General features: G+C 38.7%; 16 protein-coding genes. 6 read left to right on the top strand and 10 right to left on the bottom strand.

What is annotated here, in order from left to right; all coding sequences use genetic code 11:
- The first annotated feature begins 55 nt into the window (after nt 1-55).
- The 5 genes from L8106_RS10800 to L8106_RS10780 all read left to right on the top strand — a co-directional run bounded on the left by L8106_RS10800 (nt 56) and on the right by L8106_RS10780 (nt 5,107).
- Nucleotides 56-718 carry an L-threonylcarbamoyladenylate synthase gene (locus tag L8106_RS10800; protein WP_039896033.1) on the top strand — a complete coding sequence of 221 codons (663 nt, stop codon included), beginning with the start codon at nt 56-58 and terminating at the stop codon, nt 716-718.
- A 220-nt stretch (nt 719-938) separates the two neighbouring features.
- A complete protein-coding gene (locus tag L8106_RS10795; RefSeq protein WP_009784321.1) occupies nt 939-2,396 on the top strand; it encodes an ATPase domain-containing protein in 1,458 nt (485 codons plus the stop codon).
- 162 nt (nt 2,397-2,558) lie between these two features.
- On the top strand, nt 2,559-3,524 hold the full coding sequence (locus L8106_RS10790; RefSeq protein ID WP_009784320.1) for a diguanylate cyclase domain-containing protein: 966 nt from the start codon (nt 2,559-2,561) through the stop codon (nt 3,522-3,524).
- 74 nt (nt 3,525-3,598) lie between these two features.
- The gene (gene ychF / locus L8106_RS10785; RefSeq protein ID WP_009784319.1) at nt 3,599-4,690 is read left to right on the top strand and encodes a redox-regulated ATPase YchF; all 1,092 of its coding nucleotides are present in this window, start codon (nt 3,599-3,601) and stop codon (nt 4,688-4,690) included.
- Nucleotides 4,691-4,729: 39 nt separating this feature from the next.
- Nucleotides 4,730-5,107, top strand: coding sequence for a phage holin family protein (locus L8106_RS10780; RefSeq protein WP_009784318.1), 378 nt, complete (start codon nt 4,730-4,732; stop codon nt 5,105-5,107).
- Between the two features lie 93 nt (nt 5,108-5,200).
- Here L8106_RS10780 and L8106_RS10775 read toward each other — a convergent pair whose 3' ends face one another.
- The 5 genes from L8106_RS10775 to L8106_RS10755 form a co-directional block, all read right to left on the bottom strand.
- Nucleotides 5,201-6,148 (bottom strand): calcium/sodium antiporter, encoded by a 948-nt coding sequence (locus L8106_RS10775; protein WP_009784317.1) that lies wholly within the window; start codon nt 6,146-6,148, stop codon nt 5,201-5,203.
- A 344-nt stretch (nt 6,149-6,492) separates the two neighbouring features.
- On the bottom strand, nt 6,493-7,065 hold the full coding sequence (locus L8106_RS29545) for a hypothetical protein (RefSeq protein ID WP_009784316.1): 573 nt from the start codon (nt 7,063-7,065) through the stop codon (nt 6,493-6,495).
- A gap of 118 nt (nt 7,066-7,183) precedes the next feature.
- Complete coding sequence (locus L8106_RS10765) at nt 7,184-7,777, bottom strand: hypothetical protein (RefSeq protein WP_009784315.1); 594 nt, start codon at nt 7,775-7,777, stop codon at nt 7,184-7,186.
- 11 nt (nt 7,778-7,788) lie between these two features.
- On the bottom strand, nt 7,789-8,382 hold the full coding sequence (locus L8106_RS10760; RefSeq protein ID WP_009784314.1) for a hypothetical protein: 594 nt from the start codon (nt 8,380-8,382) through the stop codon (nt 7,789-7,791).
- A 144-nt stretch (nt 8,383-8,526) separates the two neighbouring features.
- Nucleotides 8,527-9,045 (bottom strand): PspA/IM30 family protein, encoded by a 519-nt coding sequence (locus L8106_RS10755; protein WP_009784313.1) that lies wholly within the window; start codon nt 9,043-9,045, stop codon nt 8,527-8,529.
- Nucleotides 9,046-9,664: 619 nt separating this feature from the next.
- Here L8106_RS10755 and L8106_RS10750 point away from each other — a divergent pair.
- The gene (locus L8106_RS10750) at nt 9,665-10,867 is read left to right on the top strand and encodes a Coenzyme F420 hydrogenase/dehydrogenase, beta subunit C-terminal domain (protein ID WP_009784312.1); all 1,203 of its coding nucleotides are present in this window, start codon (nt 9,665-9,667) and stop codon (nt 10,865-10,867) included.
- 163 nt (nt 10,868-11,030) lie between these two features.
- Here the strand turns inward: L8106_RS10750 and L8106_RS10745 are convergent, their stop codons facing one another.
- The 5 genes from L8106_RS10745 to L8106_RS10725 all read right to left on the bottom strand — a co-directional run bounded on the left by L8106_RS10745 (nt 11,031) and on the right by L8106_RS10725 (nt 16,505).
- Nucleotides 11,031-11,240, bottom strand: a complete 210-nt coding sequence (locus L8106_RS10745) for a hypothetical protein (protein WP_009784311.1) — start codon at nt 11,238-11,240, stop codon at nt 11,031-11,033.
- 466 nt (nt 11,241-11,706) lie between these two features.
- On the bottom strand, nt 11,707-13,497 hold the full coding sequence (typA, locus tag L8106_RS10740) for a translational GTPase TypA (protein WP_009784310.1): 1,791 nt from the start codon (nt 13,495-13,497) through the stop codon (nt 11,707-11,709).
- A 216-nt stretch (nt 13,498-13,713) separates the two neighbouring features.
- Entirely contained in the window at nt 13,714-14,856 is a 1,143-nt protein-coding gene (locus L8106_RS10735) for a hypothetical protein (RefSeq protein WP_009784309.1), read from the bottom strand.
- A 12-nt stretch (nt 14,857-14,868) separates the two neighbouring features.
- On the bottom strand, nt 14,869-15,399 hold the full coding sequence (locus tag L8106_RS10730; protein WP_009784308.1) for a Ycf51 family protein: 531 nt from the start codon (nt 15,397-15,399) through the stop codon (nt 14,869-14,871).
- Nucleotides 15,400-15,437: 38 nt separating this feature from the next.
- The gene (locus L8106_RS10725; protein WP_009784307.1) at nt 15,438-16,505 is read right to left on the bottom strand and encodes an adenylate/guanylate cyclase domain-containing protein; all 1,068 of its coding nucleotides are present in this window, start codon (nt 16,503-16,505) and stop codon (nt 15,438-15,440) included.
- Between the last annotated feature and the right edge of the window lie 170 nt (nt 16,506-16,675).

The following is a 16,675-nucleotide window of genomic DNA, read 5'->3' as shown; positions in this document are numbered from 1 at the left end:
CTTTAATCTAAAATTAAAACCCTTAAATCTAAACCTAATTTTTAAGATTAAATCTATGGCGACTTATTACGAAGTTCATCCCCAAAACCCGCAAGAACGGACGATCACAAAAGTGATTGCGGATCTTCGCTCTGGGGCGGTGATGCTTTATCCAACGGATACGGTTTATGCAATTGGCTGCGATCTGACTGTCAAGTCTGCGGTTGAACGGGTACGACAAATCAAGCAACTCTCTAATGATAAACCGTTGACGTTTCTTTGTTCATCGCTTTCTAATATTTCTGATTATGCGAATGTTAGCAATCAGGCTTATCGAATTATTAAGCGGTTAATTCCCGGAAGTTATACGTTTTTACTTCCAGCGACGAAGTTGGTACCGCGTCTGGTGATGTCTCCCAAACGGAAAACTACAGGAATTCGAGTCCCGGATAATCATTTTTGTTTGGCTTTAATTGAAACGTTGGGAAATCCGATCATTTCTACTTCTGCACATATTACTAATGAAGAAGAAGGACAAGCACCTCTGGCGGTTCCGAGGACTGGAAATATGGGAAAAGCTGAATTGTTTGATTGTTTAGAAAAGTTGGTGGATATTATTGTTGATGATGGTTCTGATCCGGGTTATCAAGTTTCTACTATTTTGGATCTAACGGGGGATGAACCGATTTTAGTGCGAGAGGGTAAGGGATGGGAAGCCGCAGCGAATTGGGTGGAATGAGAGTGAAAAAGGAATAATTTATTAAGATCTCAATCTAATTCTCCCCAAAAAATTTAAAATTTATCTTAATTTTTAAGAAGAAATAATACAAAGATATCAAAAAAAATCAACAATTAAAAATCAGAGTTTGAAAGACTCATTAATCAGGATATGATGATTAAAGAAGTTCTATGTCAATTGTTTCATCACTATTTTTTGATTATTGGTTGCAACTAAAAACATGAATCAAGATCGTCTTTCAACAGGTATTTCTGGGTTAGATGAAGTTCTTTATGGGGGGTTAATTCCAGAGCGTGGTTATATGGTTCGAGGGGGACCAGGATGTGGTAAAACTACGATTGGGTTACACTTTTTGCAGGCTGGAATTTTACAGGGAGAGACATCCCTATATATTACTTTGGGAGAAGCAGTCTCTCAGTTACGGAGTATTACTTCTGCATTGAATTTTGATCACAATATGTTTCATTTTCTCGATTTGAGTCCGAGTTCAGAGTTTTTTACTCAAGCTCAAAGTTATGATATTTTTTCACCTGCTGATGTTGAACGAGATCCGCTGACACAAAAAATTATTGAACAAATTGAAACGTGTAAACCTCAACGAGTTTTTATTGACTCAATGACTCAATTTCGCTATCTCGCTAACGACAAGTTTATCTTTCATAAACAAATTAGTGCTTTTTTGAGATTTCTAAAAGAACGTAAAATCACAGTATTATTTACTACAGAAAGTAGTCTAGAAGCTCCGGATGAAGACTTACAATTTATTAGTGATGGTATTATTAACTTAGAGTTTTCTCAGCAAGGACGCTTTCTCAGTATTTTGAAGTTTCGCAGTTCTAATTTTCGCCCAGGATATCACGCGATGCGCCTGACTGACTCTGGAATGCTGATTTTTCCACGATTGCTTCCTGATGAATTTCAACAAATTTTTTCTACTGAAACAATTTCCTCTGGAATTCCGGATTTAGATGAACTGTTACAAGGGGGTTTAGAACGCAGTACGATTACTATTATTAGTGGCCCTTCTGGAGTCGGAAAAACGACTTTAGGAATGCAATTTATGAAAGAAGCTGCGGGTCGAGGTGAGCGCTCATTGGTTTGTACGTTTGAGGAATCAATCGATACACTGACTCGTCGTTGTGAGTCCGTGAATATTCCAGTTAAAGCGATGGTTGAACGGGGAACTTTGTGTATTTTGTCGATAGAACCACTACTCTATACACCCGATGAGTTTGCGAATATTATCCGACAAGAAGTTGAAAACCAGTCTGCTCAAATTGTTATGATTGATAGTATGGCAGGTTATCGGCTTTCTTTTCAACAGGAAAACTTAACCAATCATCTTCATAGTCTATGTCGCTATCTCAAAAATATGGGAGTTGCAACCTTATTAATTAATGAGATGGAATGGATAACAGGGGATTTTCGGGTGACAGAGTTGGGGATATCTTATTTGGCGGATAATATTATTTTCATGCGGTATCTAGAAATTCGAGGTGAACTTCACAAAGCAATTGGTGTACTCAAAAAACGACTGAGTGACTTTGAAAAAACACTGCGAGAAGTTTCTATTACTCGTTATGGAATTAAGGTGGGAAAACCTCTTACAAATTTGCGAGGAATTCTCAGTGGAAATCCAGAGTTCATCCGCTTTGATGATCTCGATGATCCTACATAAAAAGCATCAGATTATTGATCGCTTGTCAAGTTAGAGATTGATTTCAGTTTGACTTTTTTTATAAGTTATTATCAATGATTAAATTATGATTTCATCTGTCGTTTTTTCTCTATTTATTCGCTGTGATCTGGATGAGCTTTGCAGCTTTATTGGTTAACTGTTATGAATAGTATTTTATTACTTATTGCTCATCAAGAAAACTGTAATCTTTTAGTTCAAATTCTTGAGAAACACTATCACATTCTTCTAGGTGAGAATGAACAGATTTGGGAGCAAGACTTTGATTTGTGTTTGCTAGATGGAATCATGTTCACAAAATATTACCCATCTATTCAAATAAAAACCAAAGCTTCTGAACCTATTTTTTTACCCTTTTTATTAATTACACCTCGACAATATGCTGGACGATTAACCATCCAAGTTTTGCAAAGTATAGATGAAGTCATTTTTAGTCCGATTGAAAAGCCAGAACTTTTTTTGAGAATAGAAGCTTTACTCCGAGTGCGAGGAATGTCTCTGCGACTCAAAAATCAACTCAATGAAGAACATTTACTCAAACAAGAACTCGAAGAAAAAAACAAACAATTATTAATCCTAGCAACTCTAGATGGTTTAACCAAAATTCCTAATCGTCGTTGTTTTGATGAGACTTTAAATCAAGAATGGCTGCGATTATGTCGTGAACAAAAATCCTTGCATTTGATTTTATGCGATATTGACTGTTTTAAAAATTATAACGATACTTTCGGACATATCGCCGGAGATCAATGCTTAATTAAAGTCGCTCAAACCCTTTACGAAGTGGTACGACGTCCTGCTGATTTGGTTGCTCGTTATGGGGGTGAAGAATTTGCGATTATTTTACCTAATACTTCTGCTCAAGGAGCGATTTATATAGCTGAACGTATTCAAGAGGCTATGCAAAAGTTAGCCATTCCTCACTCTGCTTCTCTCGTGAGTTCCTATGTCACGCTCAGTATGGGAATTGCAGGGGGAATTCCTTGTTGTGAGGAGTCTCCTCTCTCTCTGATAGACATTTCAGATCAAGCACTCTATCAAGCTAAAATGGAAGGAAAAAATCGCTTTATTCTCAAACCTTTGAACTCTCTACCTAGCTCAACAGACTGAATTCACAAAAAGGGTTTACAAAACAAGCCTTCGGTCTGCTATTGTTACAGAGGTAACACCTTTTAATTTGCGATATGCTCAGAGCTGGAATTGTTGGACTTCCGAATGTTGGTAAATCAACCTTATTTAATGCTGTGGTTGCCAATGCTAAAGCCACAGCCGCGAATTTTCCGTTTTGTACCATTGAACCGAATGTTGGTGTTGTCGCCGTACCGGATGAACGTTTAGAGGTGTTAGCCAAGATTTCTAATTCTGAACAAATTATCCCGACTAGGATTGAATTTGTTGACATTGCGGGATTAGTCAAAGGTGCGAGTCAGGGCGAAGGATTGGGAAATAAGTTTTTGGCTAATATTCGTCAAGTTGATGCGATTATTCATGTGGTGCGCTGCTTTGAAAATGATGATATTATTCATGTTTCTGGTTCCATTGATCCGGTGCGGGATATTGAGATCATTAACCTGGAATTGGGACTCGCAGATTTGTCTCAAATTGAACGTCGGATAGACCGAGTTCGTAAGTTAGCCCGTACCAGTAAAGAGGCTCAGTTGGAGTTGGGTGCTTTAGAGAAGTTAACGGCTGTTTTGAATGAAGGAAAATCCGCCAGACAAGCTGATTTAACAGAAGAAGAATTAGAAGCAGTTAAAGTCTTAGAATTGTTGACTCAAAAGCCGATTATTTACGCTACAAATGTTTCTGAAGAAGATTTAGCAACCGGGAATGATTGGGTTGAAAAAGTTCGTGAAGTGGCTACTCAAGAAAATGCTCAAGTCGTGATTATTTCCGCTCAAGTTGAATCAGAATTGGTTGAATTACCTCCAGAAGAACGAGCGGATTTTCTAGAGTCTTTAGGGGTGAAAGAAGGCGGTTTAAAATCTTTAATTAAGGCGACTTATCAACTCTTGGGTTTACGAACATTTCTGACGACAGGGCCAAAAGAAACTCGTGCTTGGACAATTCAGGTGGGAATGTTAGCCCCACAAGCCGCAGGGGTTATTCATACCGATTTTGAACGGGGTTTTATTCGCGCGGAAACTGTTGCTTATCAGGATTTAGTGAGTACAGGTTCGATGAATGGGGCGAAAGAAAAAGGGTTGGTGCGTTCAGAAGGTAAAGAGTATACTGTACAAGAAGGAGATGTGTTGCTATTTCGGTTTAATGTCTAGGGTGTAATCCAAAAAACATAACTGAGGAGGTCAACTCAGATGGAAAATATTATCAATGATCCCGCCGCTTTGCTGATTGCTTGGGTTGTTAATGCGATTAGTTTGTTTTTAATTGCTCAACTTAGTCCGATTACTGGTGTTGAAATTGATACCTTTCAAAAAGCATTGTGGTCGGCTGCTATTTTCGGCGTTTTAAATGTTTTGGTTCGACCTGTATTAGAAACTTTTGCTTTACCTCTAGATGTCATTTTCTCAGCCTTTATTGTGGGTTTGATTTTGAATATGACTATCTTTGGAATCGCCGCTTGGTTGGTTTCTGGATTTCGTTTACGGTGGGGAATCTTAAGTGCTTTAATCGGTTCAGTGGCGTTGGTTGTTATTAACTCAGTTATTTATCAAATTATTGGAGTTTCATAACAACACTTGAATTTAAAAGTTTTCAGAACACCGACTTTTTTAATTCGTTTAAATTTGTCGGTGTTTTTAGTTTTTGATCAATTCATTAGATGATTAAATTAAGTCAAACAGATTACCAATAAACCAAGCATACAAAACAAAAAATAGCCATCCTTCCCATTTTGTGACTTTCTTATCTTGAGTGACAAAAAAGAATAATAATGTTGATGCGAGTAACATCGGTAAACCATCTCGAATAATTATATCTGGAATAATTAAATCTTCAAATAATCCAGGAACTCCCATAACAATCAGTGAGTTAAAAATATTAGAACCTAAGACATTTCCAATCGCAACTTCTGCATCTCCTCGACGAGAAGCGGAAAATGTAACCGCAAGTTCGGGTAAGGACGTTCCGAGTGCAACAGCACTAATCGCAATTAATTCTTTGCCTATTCCTAAAATATCTGCTATCTTAATAATAGACTGAATCGTAAAATTTGCACCTAAAAACATACAAGCAGTGCAGATTAACAGAACAATAATTTGTTTGAATAAGTAGCTAGATCGAGTTGATCCATCACTAGGCATTTCTGGGGTTTCAACTTGTCCACAACGAATGGTATAAGTGAGATGAATAAGATAGGCTAAGATACAAAGAATCGCTTCTCCAAAAGAAAAATCACCGTCTGATAGGGTAAAATAGAGTAGAAATGCTGAACCGACAAATAAGGGTAAATCAACATCTAGGAGATTGTAAGTTATTTTTAGGGGACTACTCAACAGCGTCGCAACACCGATAATTAAGAAGATATTGGCAACATTAGAACCGATTACATTACTCGCAACAATTTCGGTAGCCCCTTGATAAACCGCAAAAATTGAGGAGACTAATTCAGGAAGTGATGTACCAATTGCAACAATAGTTACACCCACAATAAACGGACTAAATCCTAAAGATACTCCTATTTTTCCCGCTGTTTCTGTAAAAATATCTGAAAATTTAATTAAAACAATTAAACTCACAACAAAGACAAGAATCCAAATCAACAATTCAACCATTTTTAAAGTGACTCCACAACAGTAATTATTGACGACAATAAATTAATCGATCAATTCTGAGACCATCATTAATCGATTTCAAGCCTATTGTTTAGGTTAACGCATTGTTTTACCAATATTGAATAATATTACGAATTTTTACTAAATTGCTTTTTAAGTGTTTGAATGATACCGGAATTTATTTTTTATGTTTAAAATTCTTAAAAAAGAAAATTTTTCAACTCTCTTTCGGTAGAATTATTGAGTTAACATTATATTATACACGATATTAGTAAAATTTAAAGCTAATAAAAATACTGACTAATAAAAATAAACTAATTTTTGAGAGTGCAACCCTTACACCGCTAAGATTTTTTGTGTTTAAATTCTACATCTCGTTGTTTCCAAAATTCATCTCGTTTGGCTTGATCGGCTTCTAATTTTGCTTTTTTTGCTGCGGCTAAATCTTCATTGAGTTTACGATAAATTGCATATTCCCATTGTTTATTTAGCGAACTTTTAACGGTTAAATGAGAGTTAATAATCTGTTGAAACCCATATCCAGCTAACCCCAAAATTGCGCCTGCTGTAGCGACGGGAACAACTCCAATACTAACCGCAGTTCCCCCAACAGTTAACCCCATTCCTCCAACAATATTCGCTACTCCTACGCCTGCGATCGCACCTCCAACCAGAGGTAAAATAACAGAAGAATCTGATTGTTGAATGGCTTGTTTTGCACCATAAGCCGCTACACCCAAAACCCCACCTGTTAACATAATGGGTACACTTCCCACCGCCACCCCACCAAACCCACCAACCAAACCCATCCCTCCTATTGTTGTGGCTAAAGTAGCGCCTGTTGTGACTCCTGTGAGTGCGAATGTTGTTGCTTCGGTTAGGGGTTTGATTGTGTTAAAAGTGTTAAAATTGTTCATTATTTTTATCAATAAAGCGGGTTTAACTCTATTTATCCGTAGAGACGGGTTCCACCAAAAATTAAAGATTCTCAGCAATAATTTACATAAACCCACCTACCTCCACAACAATATTAGGCTATTCTTTCCTGTTTTGAAAATTAGCAGAATTCACCAATCTCAAAACTTCATTCAGTTTTGCTTCTAACAGAGTATTTTGTTGTTCTAACTTGTTAATTTGCTGCTGTTGTAAATTCACGGTTTGTTTTAAACTTTCGACTTCCTTTTCAAGAGTAATACTTTCTCTTTTTCCACCCGTGTTAAAAGCTTCTAGAACTTTATCCCAACTGGGTTTAAACTTAAAACCATAAGTTTTCTGTAAGTATTGATAAGCTTTATTACAAGTCCTAAAACGATCTTTTAAAGCGTCTTTTGTCCAAAAATCTGCATTTTTGAGATATTCTTGATCGAGAACTTCAGAGGTATTCGGTAATAAAGATGCAACTTCAACATCGATATATTCATCAGAATTAGATGATTGCTTTTCTCCCGCTTCAACCTGTGCATAAGCATATCCAAACCGCATTCCAGACTCAACTGCATCAACAGTTTGATCGGCTAAATTTTCAGCAATATCGCTCAGATTTTCTACACCTTGATTAACCTTGTTAATACTTTTATTTATTTTGTCAAAGCGGCTTTCATCTTGCAGGGTTTCTAAAATATTCGGCATTTTTTAAATTCCTATTTTTTATCTAACAAATTTCTTCCGATGGTTCGAGAATTTTCTTGACTATCAGGATTAGAATTAATCTCCGAATTTTGCTGTTGAATCAGTTCACTAATATCTGTAGTAAAGAAAACCTTAACGGCTCGCATGATGTTTTGTAGACGTTCTAATGTACCTAGTATACCATTCGTTCCTTGAACTTCATCATAACTATTCTTTAAGTTATGAATCATATTAGTGATGGCTTGTCTTTCTTCTTTAAGAGAAATAATTTCTGTGGTTATTGTATTGAGTTCTAATTGAAGTTCTTGCTTTTGGATATCTTTTTGTTGGAGTTCAAAGCTACGTCTTTCTAGTATTCTCTCAATTTCTTGTTTTTCTCTATCTAAAGTTTCTAACTGCTTAATTTTTTCCAGAATATCTTGATTAAGGATAACAATTTTTTCTTTCGCCTCTCTTTGACGACGAACAAGCTGTCCCCGACTGCCAGTTAAACTTTTATAAGTTGTCCGTAAATCATAATAGTTTGCTATTAATTCTTCGTGAGTTAAATTCTCTGCTTTTGCTGGAAACTCAGTCACACTTCTGTATTCTTTGAAATCAGACACACTCTTTCTCCTGATTCAATCAATTATTTTTTGATCACTCTAGTTTGAGAGCCTCAATTTATATCTTATCTAATTGTTGTCGCAATTGATCGGCTTACTATCCACTTCTGATTTTGTCACATGATTAGGGTGAGTTTAGTAATATTATTTTGGAGAAACATCAATTAACGCGGAACCCGCCCCTACATTGTGATAATTTTCTTGATCATTTTTTTCTGTGCTTTCACTGTTTTTATGATACCTTAAGCTTTTTTGCTGGGTTTTCAGTTCCGATATTTTTTTTTCAAAGGTGATTAGGTGATTCTGAAAATTATCAACTTGAATCGTTTCTTTATCGAGAGTAAATTTAATTTTTTCTGCTTGTTCTTGATATTGTTTGTAACGCTGTAATGCTTCTTTAGCCAGGTTTTCTTCTCCTTTATGTAGTGCGAGTTGAACGCGAGAAAACCACTTATCCGCTTGAGATTTATATTGATTGTATTGTTGCTGGTTCTTTTTTTGAGAAGCGGTTGCTTGATCTACTGCTTGACGAAACTCGATGAGATCTTCTTGCATATTCAAAATCATCAAATCTAAAAGCTGATCAGGATTTTCAGCAACTTTCACTATATCTTGTAAATTATATCTCAAGACTCTTTCAAAGAGAGTAAAGTTGTACACCATTAGATAAACCTCGAAGGTTGATAAATTTCTGAGTGTTAATCTTGATTTCCTAAGAATGCGCCAAACCGTTTAGTTAATTATAGAATCAACAAATTTAGAAGTTTGACGCATCCTAAAGACTTGATTTAGCTATTTTTTATTGTTTAAAATTAGCAGAATATTCCGTTGCACGGACAATAACCCACACAAGGACTATTACCACATCCAGACAGAACACAAGTCAAAGCAAACCAAAGAGAGAATACGATTAAGAGTTTATAGTGCTTAGGGAGGAATTGAAATACCAGACCAAAGTTTTCATTCATAATTTAGATAGACCCGAATAATGACCTAATCTTAGTTTGTCCAATTTGGAGTTTAGAAATCTCTATTAATAGACTATCTGAAAATTTACTTTTATGCTATTCGGGATTCTACTGAACTTTATCGTTTATTTTTTACTAGCCTTCTGCGTGAATTTACTTAGACCAATATTCTGATTTAATTTGATGCGTTTAGGGACTTATTTTCTAATAGGAACTCAACGCTGTTGATGTCTAACCTTAAAAAATATGACAAATAGCAAACCGGGTGACAAAATGTGATAAATCTAAGACTTGGTATAATAAACAAAGTTTCAATGACCGCAATACAGGAAACACCCAAACATCGGAAAGCCAAAGCATTGAAACCGGGGAGTCGCCGTCCCGCTAAAGAACTCTGTAGCGAGTGTGGACTGTGTGACACCTATTACGTTCATTACGTCAGAGAAGCCTGTGCTTTCATTAACCAACAAATTACCCAACTTGAAACCCAAACACACGGGCAGAGTCGCAATTTAGAAAACGATGATGATCTCTATTTTGGGGTTCATCAAACGATGATGGCGGCGCGAAAAAAACAACCCATCGAAGGCGCCCAATGGACGGGAATTGTTAGTAGTATCGCCTGTGAAATGTTGACTCAGGGAATTGTAGAAGGCGTTGTTTGCGTTCAAAATACCAAAGAAGATCGCTTTCAACCCATGCCTGTAATTGCCAGAACACCTGAAGAAATTCTAGCAGCCAGAGTCAACAAACCCACCCTTTCGCCGAATCTTTCCGTTCTCGAAGAAATCGAAAAATCAGGAATGAAGCGATTATTAGTGATTGGTGTAGGTTGTCAAATTCAAGCGCTGCGGGCAGTTGAGAAAGAATTAGGATTAGAAAAACTCTATGTGTTGGGAACGCCTTGTGTTGATAATGTGACTCGCGCAGGTTTGCAAAAGTTTCTAGAAACGACAAGTAAATCTCCCGAAACTGTCGTACATTATGAATTTATGCAAGACTTTCGAGTTCACTTCAAACACGAAGATGGTTCAATCGAAAAAGTTCCCTTTTTTGGGTTGAATACAAAGGAACTAAAAGACATATTCGCCCCCTCTTGTTTGAGTTGTTTTGATTATGTCAACTCTTTAGCCGATCTTGTGGTAGGATATATGGGAGCGCCCTTTGGTTGGCAATGGATTGTCGTTCGTAACGACACGGGCAAAGAGATGTTAGACTTAGTTTCAGGTCAACTCGACACTCAACCCGTTCATAGCGAAGGCAAGCGTCAACCAGCCGTTCAACAAAGTATTCCCGCTTACGACAAAGGGGTAACGTTACCGATGTGGGCGGCGAAACTGATGGGTGTGGTGATTGAAAAAATTGGCCCCAAAGGGTTAGAATATGCTCGGTTTTCGATAGATTCTCACTTTACGCGCAACTATCTCTATGTCAAGCGGAACCATCCTGAAAAGTTAGAAGCACACGTTCCGGAGTTCGCAAAACGAATTGTTGGGCAGTATGAGTTACCGGAGTGATACAATACAAATAAAAGCCTCAAATCCAAGTTAAAACTCAATTTTCGGGTGAACCCTGAGGCGGGGGAGAGAGTGGAAACAGTTTGCTAGGCTGTTCAGTTTGAATATCCTTCCCCGTCACAAGATTTAAACCAAAATCAGCTTTTTCTAGTGAGTCTTAACGTTACCCTTGAAATCGTTCTGTGAGCTTGTAACTCAGCAAAGGAACGAGTATGATCAGTAACACTAACCAAGGTGCTGAGGCAATGCTCAAGAACAAAAATACTAAAGCAATTCCTCTAGCCATTATTTTGGCAATCTCATCCGTTGTAATCACACTAATACCAACTGCCAAAAGCGAAATTGACAGATAGATTAAATCAGGCATTAACATTTAAGGCAGCCCCCTCTCAAAGGTTTAAAATCAAGCGCGTCCCTAGCTTGTGGATTAACGCATACGGGATAAATCCCGATCGCAGTCTTCCTCGATCGCTGTGGCTCTACGTTTGAGTTCAGCGGTTGGGGGAGATGATTTAGATCATTCTATTCATCAGATCATAGCATCTCTTTACAAAAAGTATATGCTCATGTTGATCAATTCTGTGTCAATAAAAGCTAACTTGTTGATACGAGAATAGGATGTTATCACTAGGGTAAACTCGTTAAAATCAAAGCATTTATAGTTGATCGACGATCCCTTTTTGGTTTTTCTCTAAAATAGAAATGATTTCCTCAAATCTCTTACAAATGAGAGAGACACTGCCTATTTTTCTCTCCAGAAAATCTTAACTTTTGAGCAAAAGTTAGTCAGGCACGACTTTCAACCTTTGAGGAAAGATGCCGTGCCTTCTCAAACATTCCTAACGTCTAACTAACTTTTTACTTACTTTCCGCAGACGAATAGACTCAGGTGTAACTTCCACCAATTCATCCGGGCCAATATATTCTAAAGCCCGTTCCAAACTCATATCAACAGGGGCTTGGAGTTGTACCAGTTCATCCCCTGTCGCCGAACGATGGTTTGTCAACTGTTTCGCCTTGCAGACATTCAAATCTAAATCCTGAGAACGGTTGTGTTCCCCAACGATCATCCCTTTATACACCTTAGTTCCGGGTGTAATAAAAAATGAACCGCGATCTTCAGCATTTTTCATCGCGTAGAAGGTTGTCACCCCTTCTTCAAAAGCAATTAAAACCCCGTTACGGCGAGTCTCAATATCCCCACAGAGAAGCCGATATTCAAGGAAACTGTGGTTCATAATCCCGGCACCGCGAGTAATTCGCATAAAATCACCCCGGAAACCAATCAACCCTCGCGCTGGAACTACAAACTCTAACTGGGCGCGACCATTACCCCCAACGCGCATATCTTGCATTTCCGCCCGTCGTTGGCCCAGACGTTCCATACAACTTCCCACCGCTTCTTCAGGAACATCTAACACCAGATATTCAAACGGTTCGTAGGGTTGACCACTGACTTCACGATAAATCACCTGTGGCTGAGAGACTTGGAACTCGTAGCTTTCCCGGCGCATATTTTCAATTAAAATTCCCAGGTGAAGTTCACCCCGTCCCGACACCATGAACTGATCGGGAGAGTCTGTTTCTTCGACTCGCAGGGCGACGTTGGTTTCCAACTCCCGCATCAACCGATCGCGTAACTGACGAGAGGTAACGTAAGATCCTTCTTGACCTGCAAACGGTGAGTCATTCACCGAGAACATCATCTGTAAAGTCGGTTCATCAACCTTAATCAGAGGTAGGGCTTTGGGTTCGTTCGGACAGGTAATCGTTTCCCCAATATTGGCATCACTGAACCCGGCGACGGCGACTAGATTTCCGGCGGTGGCTTCTTCGAGATCAATCCGACCTAAGCCTTCAAAGCCCATTAACTTCGTAATTTTACCTTTGACAATTTCGCCACTCTCGACCACTAAAGCCGCTTGTTGTCCAGCTTTAATCGTGCCATTGTGAATTTTACCAATTACAATTCGACCCAAATATTCAGAATAGTCTAGGGTAGTGACTTGCAGTTGCAGAGGTTTATTGGGATCTCCAACAGGCGGCGGAACGTGTTCGAGGATGTCCTCAAACAAGGGCTGCATATCAATCCCTTCATCCTCTAAAGTTCGCTTAGTGTAGCCTTCTAAACCGGAAGCAAACAAATAGGGAAATTCACATTGATCATCATCGGCACCAAGTTCGAGGAACAGATCTAAAACTTTATCAATCGCCCCAAAGGGTTCAGCCCGAGGACGGTCAATTTTATTGATCACGACAATGGGACGTAAGCCTTTTTCTAGGGCTTTTTTCAACACGAAGCGGGTTTGAGGCATCGGGCCTTCATTGGCATCCACAATCAGGATACACCCGTCTACCATTCCTAAAACTCGTTCAACTTCTCCGCCAAAATCGGCGTGACCTGGGGTATCGACAATATTAATTAGGGTGTCTTTGTATCGAACAGCTGTATTTTTCGATAAAATCGTAATGCCACGTTCTCGTTCAATATCGTTAGAGTCCATTACACAGTCCGGCACATCTTCCCCTTCGCGGAAAATACCGGATTGTTTCAATAAAGCATCGACTAAGGTGGTTTTGCCGTGATCGACGTGGGCAATAATAGCAACGTTGCGAATGGGGAGAGACATAGGTTAGTGCCTAATAGCAGAATATATTAAGATTATTGGCATTTGTTGACGTATCTTAATGATTGTAACGCATTGGCGATCGTTAAAATGGCTACAATTGAGAAATTAACTGTTCTTTCTGGCTAGAAACGGATAACGGCAGTCAGAGTTTGAGATCGTATCATCTCACATCCTAGATTCTTCACGACATTCACAATGACGGTGTTCAGAATAATTTTAGATCGTGATCACGACTGATTCTGGCCATTCTCTATACCAAGATTTACCTGCTGAGGAAATGGGTAATTGAACGCGGTTCCAGCTAAATAAACCCTGATCTTTTTCTAGATAAAATCCATCTTTAAAATCAATACTTGGGGAATCAAAGCCACTGTCAATATATTGAAAGGAAAGTGGAGAAAGGATAGGATTTAACCGCAGTCGATTTCTTAGCCAATTTCGATGAATTATTCCCGTGTAAGTGCTACGAAGTGTTCCGGCAAATTGATTAGCTTTTGCCATGACTAAGTTACAAATCAGCCCTAAAGTTTGTTCATCAGTAAAGGGTAAGTCTTGGAAATCATCGAGAAATTCATTGATAATCAATTCATCAATAAAGAGAGAGTTTTTATAATGATTTGTAATTTCAGTAAAAAACGCTTTATTATCCGATTCATCTGTACAAATCACTAATAATTCGTTAGCCGGAAAATTAGCTTGAATATTGCTTAGTATTTTTTGAGAATAATATTGGTCAATACCCGGAATATGTTTTCGATAATCAGTGAGTCTAACGTGAACACCATTAAATTTTCCCAATTTATCACTAATTTTATCCGCTAAACTTCGATAAATAGCATGAGGGCGAATGGATTCCATTAAAGTATAAAGAGAAGGATGAGGCAAATAAAAAAAGCGAGAATAAAACCCAAAATTACAATTTGCTAAATGCCAAATCTCCTGTTCAACATCTCTTAAAACATACCGATTTTCTGCAAATTCTTCTAAAATATCAGGAATAACAACCCCAGAATTTGGCACAAAAACAGAGTCAATTAACCGTACATCACAGCGAGACAAACTTAAAGTTTGAGTCTGCTTTTCTTTTAAAAAGTCAGAATAACTAATCCATTCAATCGGCAACGGATCTAACAGATCAAGAATAGTCGGAATTTTCTGGTTATTAATAATTCCTCGGCGATGGATTGGAACCCGATGATAATGTCCTCCAGAAACCGACTTTAACTGTTTTTGTTCTCCGACTGAACCATAGTAAACCAGCCGTCGTTGCGTGAGATGAGCTAATCCGACGGCTAACTCTAAAGACATTAAATCATTGTTCAATCCCGACTCATAATTTTTGTATAAAAGATAGCGCATCGAAATCACGAACTAAGCCGGAGAATTCTCAACCTCATCTTGCAAATGAGCAAACCGTTCAAGATAAATATCGACCTCTAAATTTTGACCATTTTCTGGAGAATATGAACGTCTAACTTGACCCAAATAAACCGGTTCAGAAACCCCAGATTCAGGGTGAATTAAAGTCCGCGCCCGAATCGTTAAACGTTCATCAGGTCGTCCCGCCCGTCCCGGAGAAAACAAATCCGCCCCCGCTTGTTGTAACGTCGCTTCCAACTCCGTTGGAGTCGTCTGAGGCTTAACAACAATTACAATTTGGCGATCGCCATCATCATAAACCCGAGAATACTGACCCGCACCCGGAACCTCAACCCGATTAAACAGCCCCAAACCCAAAGCAAAGACCCCACCAGTTAAAACCCCCATAAAAGCCGTGATCCCAACCAAACGAAAGCGAATCCCCCACTTAAAGATAAATCCGAGTACCATTAAAAACGCACAAAATAAAGTAAAAAAGCCAATCCATTTAGAATAGTTGAGCAGAGCTGCCGTAGATAACATAAATTTGTCGTTCAATCCGATTGGGTAACAGTTCCCTATTATTCCCCTTTTCGTCCCGTAAGAAAATAGGTGATCATTTCTCCCTTACCTTTAACCGTGATTTTACCCCGCTCTTCCAACAGATATTTTTCCTTCAAGCGTTCATAGGTTATAGCTGTGACTTGAATTTTCCCCGAGATGCCATGAGACTCCATGCGGTTAGCAGTATTAACCGTATCACCCCACAAATCATAGGTAAACTTTTTCATCCCAATCACACCCGCTTCTACTGGGCCTGTATTAATCCCAATCCGCATTTGTAGCGGTTCCCCCTCTTTCAGGCTAAACTGACCAATAATCGATTGCATTTCCAGAGCCATTTCAGCGATCGCGGAGGCATGATTAGCTTGAGGAATGGGAAGTCCACCCACAACCATATAAGCATCTCCCAAGGTTTTAATTTTTTCGAGATTGTACTTATCAGCCAACTCATCAAATAGAGAAAAAATGCGATTGAGAATCTCCACCAATTGCGCGGGGGAGAGATCCGCCGATAGGTTCGTAAAATTCGCAATATCACCGAACAAAACCGTCACATCATCAAAACTATCAGCGATGGTACTTTCTCCGCGCTTGAGGCGTTCTGCAATGGCTTTAGGAAGGATATTCAACAGAAGCTGTTCCGACTTTTCCTGTTCCTCAGCCAATTTTTTGAGATAAGCCCGTTCTTGATCTCGGAGTCGTTTTTTTTCCAGACAGGCGTTGATGCGAGCGCGTAATAATACGGGGTTAAAGGGTTTAGATAAATAATCTTCCGCCCCGAGTTCAATACAGCGCACCACACTCTCAATATCGTTAACGGCTGAGATCATAATCATCGGAATGTAGCGCAAACTCTGATCGGCTTTCACCGCTTCAAGCACTTGATAACCATTCATTTGAGGCATCATAATATCAAGCAAAACCAAATCAAGCGGTTGAGAACGCATCATTTCTAACGCCTCAAAGCCATTAGAAGCCAGCATAACTTGATAGCCTTCTCGTGTAATGCGTCGGGCTAGTAAGTCACGATTAACCTCATTATCATCAACGATGAGAACAAGAGATGATTCTAGGTCAGCGTTCATCTGGCTTTAGGATAAATGTCCTTCTCATAGCATCTTTGGGTTTGAACAAACCTCAAGAGACTTTTGATAGGATCGGAGCAATTACACCACTTTAAACAGTGAGTAGAGTCTTTATTCTCTCCTGTGTCGTCTAGTAATGCCATTAAAGATTCAATTCCCGGCTCGATCAA

This window comes from Lyngbya sp. PCC 8106, assembly GCF_000169095.1.
Taxonomy (GTDB): Bacteria; Cyanobacteriota; Cyanobacteriia; order Cyanobacteriales; family Microcoleaceae; genus Capilliphycus.
The sequence above is the reverse complement of the archived record's forward strand: the minus strand, read 5'-3'. Positions and strand labels throughout refer to the sequence as shown.

Coding starts and splice junctions, on each gene's coding strand:
- L8106_RS10800 (WP_039896033.1), top strand. CDS start 56: ATGGCGACTTATTACGAAGTTCATCCCCAAAACCCGCAAGAACGGACG.
- L8106_RS10795 (WP_009784321.1), top strand. CDS start 939: ATGAATCAAGATCGTCTTTCAACAGGTATTTCTGGGTTAGATGAAGTT.
- L8106_RS10790 (WP_009784320.1), top strand. CDS start 2,559: ATGAATAGTATTTTATTACTTATTGCTCATCAAGAAAACTGTAATCTT.
- ychF (WP_009784319.1), top strand. CDS start 3,599: ATGCTCAGAGCTGGAATTGTTGGACTTCCGAATGTTGGTAAATCAACC.
- L8106_RS10780 (WP_009784318.1), top strand. CDS start 4,730: ATGGAAAATATTATCAATGATCCCGCCGCTTTGCTGATTGCTTGGGTT.
- L8106_RS10775 (WP_009784317.1), bottom strand. CDS start 6,148: ATGGTTGAATTGTTGATTTGGATTCTTGTCTTTGTTGTGAGTTTAATT.
- L8106_RS29545 (WP_009784316.1), bottom strand. CDS start 7,065: ATGAACAATTTTAACACTTTTAACACAATCAAACCCCTAACCGAAGCA.
- L8106_RS10765 (WP_009784315.1), bottom strand. CDS start 7,777: ATGCCGAATATTTTAGAAACCCTGCAAGATGAAAGCCGCTTTGACAAA.
- L8106_RS10755 (WP_009784313.1), bottom strand. CDS start 9,045: ATGGTGTACAACTTTACTCTCTTTGAAAGAGTCTTGAGATATAATTTA.
- L8106_RS10750 (WP_009784312.1), top strand. CDS start 9,665: ATGACCGCAATACAGGAAACACCCAAACATCGGAAAGCCAAAGCATTG.
- L8106_RS10745 (WP_009784311.1), bottom strand. CDS start 11,240: ATGTTAATGCCTGATTTAATCTATCTGTCAATTTCGCTTTTGGCAGTT.
- typA (WP_009784310.1), bottom strand. CDS start 13,497: ATGTCTCTCCCCATTCGCAACGTTGCTATTATTGCCCACGTCGATCAC.
- L8106_RS10735 (WP_009784309.1), bottom strand. CDS start 14,856: ATGCGCTATCTTTTATACAAAAATTATGAGTCGGGATTGAACAATGAT.
- L8106_RS10730 (WP_009784308.1), bottom strand. CDS start 15,399: ATGTTATCTACGGCAGCTCTGCTCAACTATTCTAAATGGATTGGCTTT.
- L8106_RS10725 (WP_009784307.1), bottom strand. CDS start 16,505: ATGAACGCTGACCTAGAATCATCTCTTGTTCTCATCGTTGATGATAAT.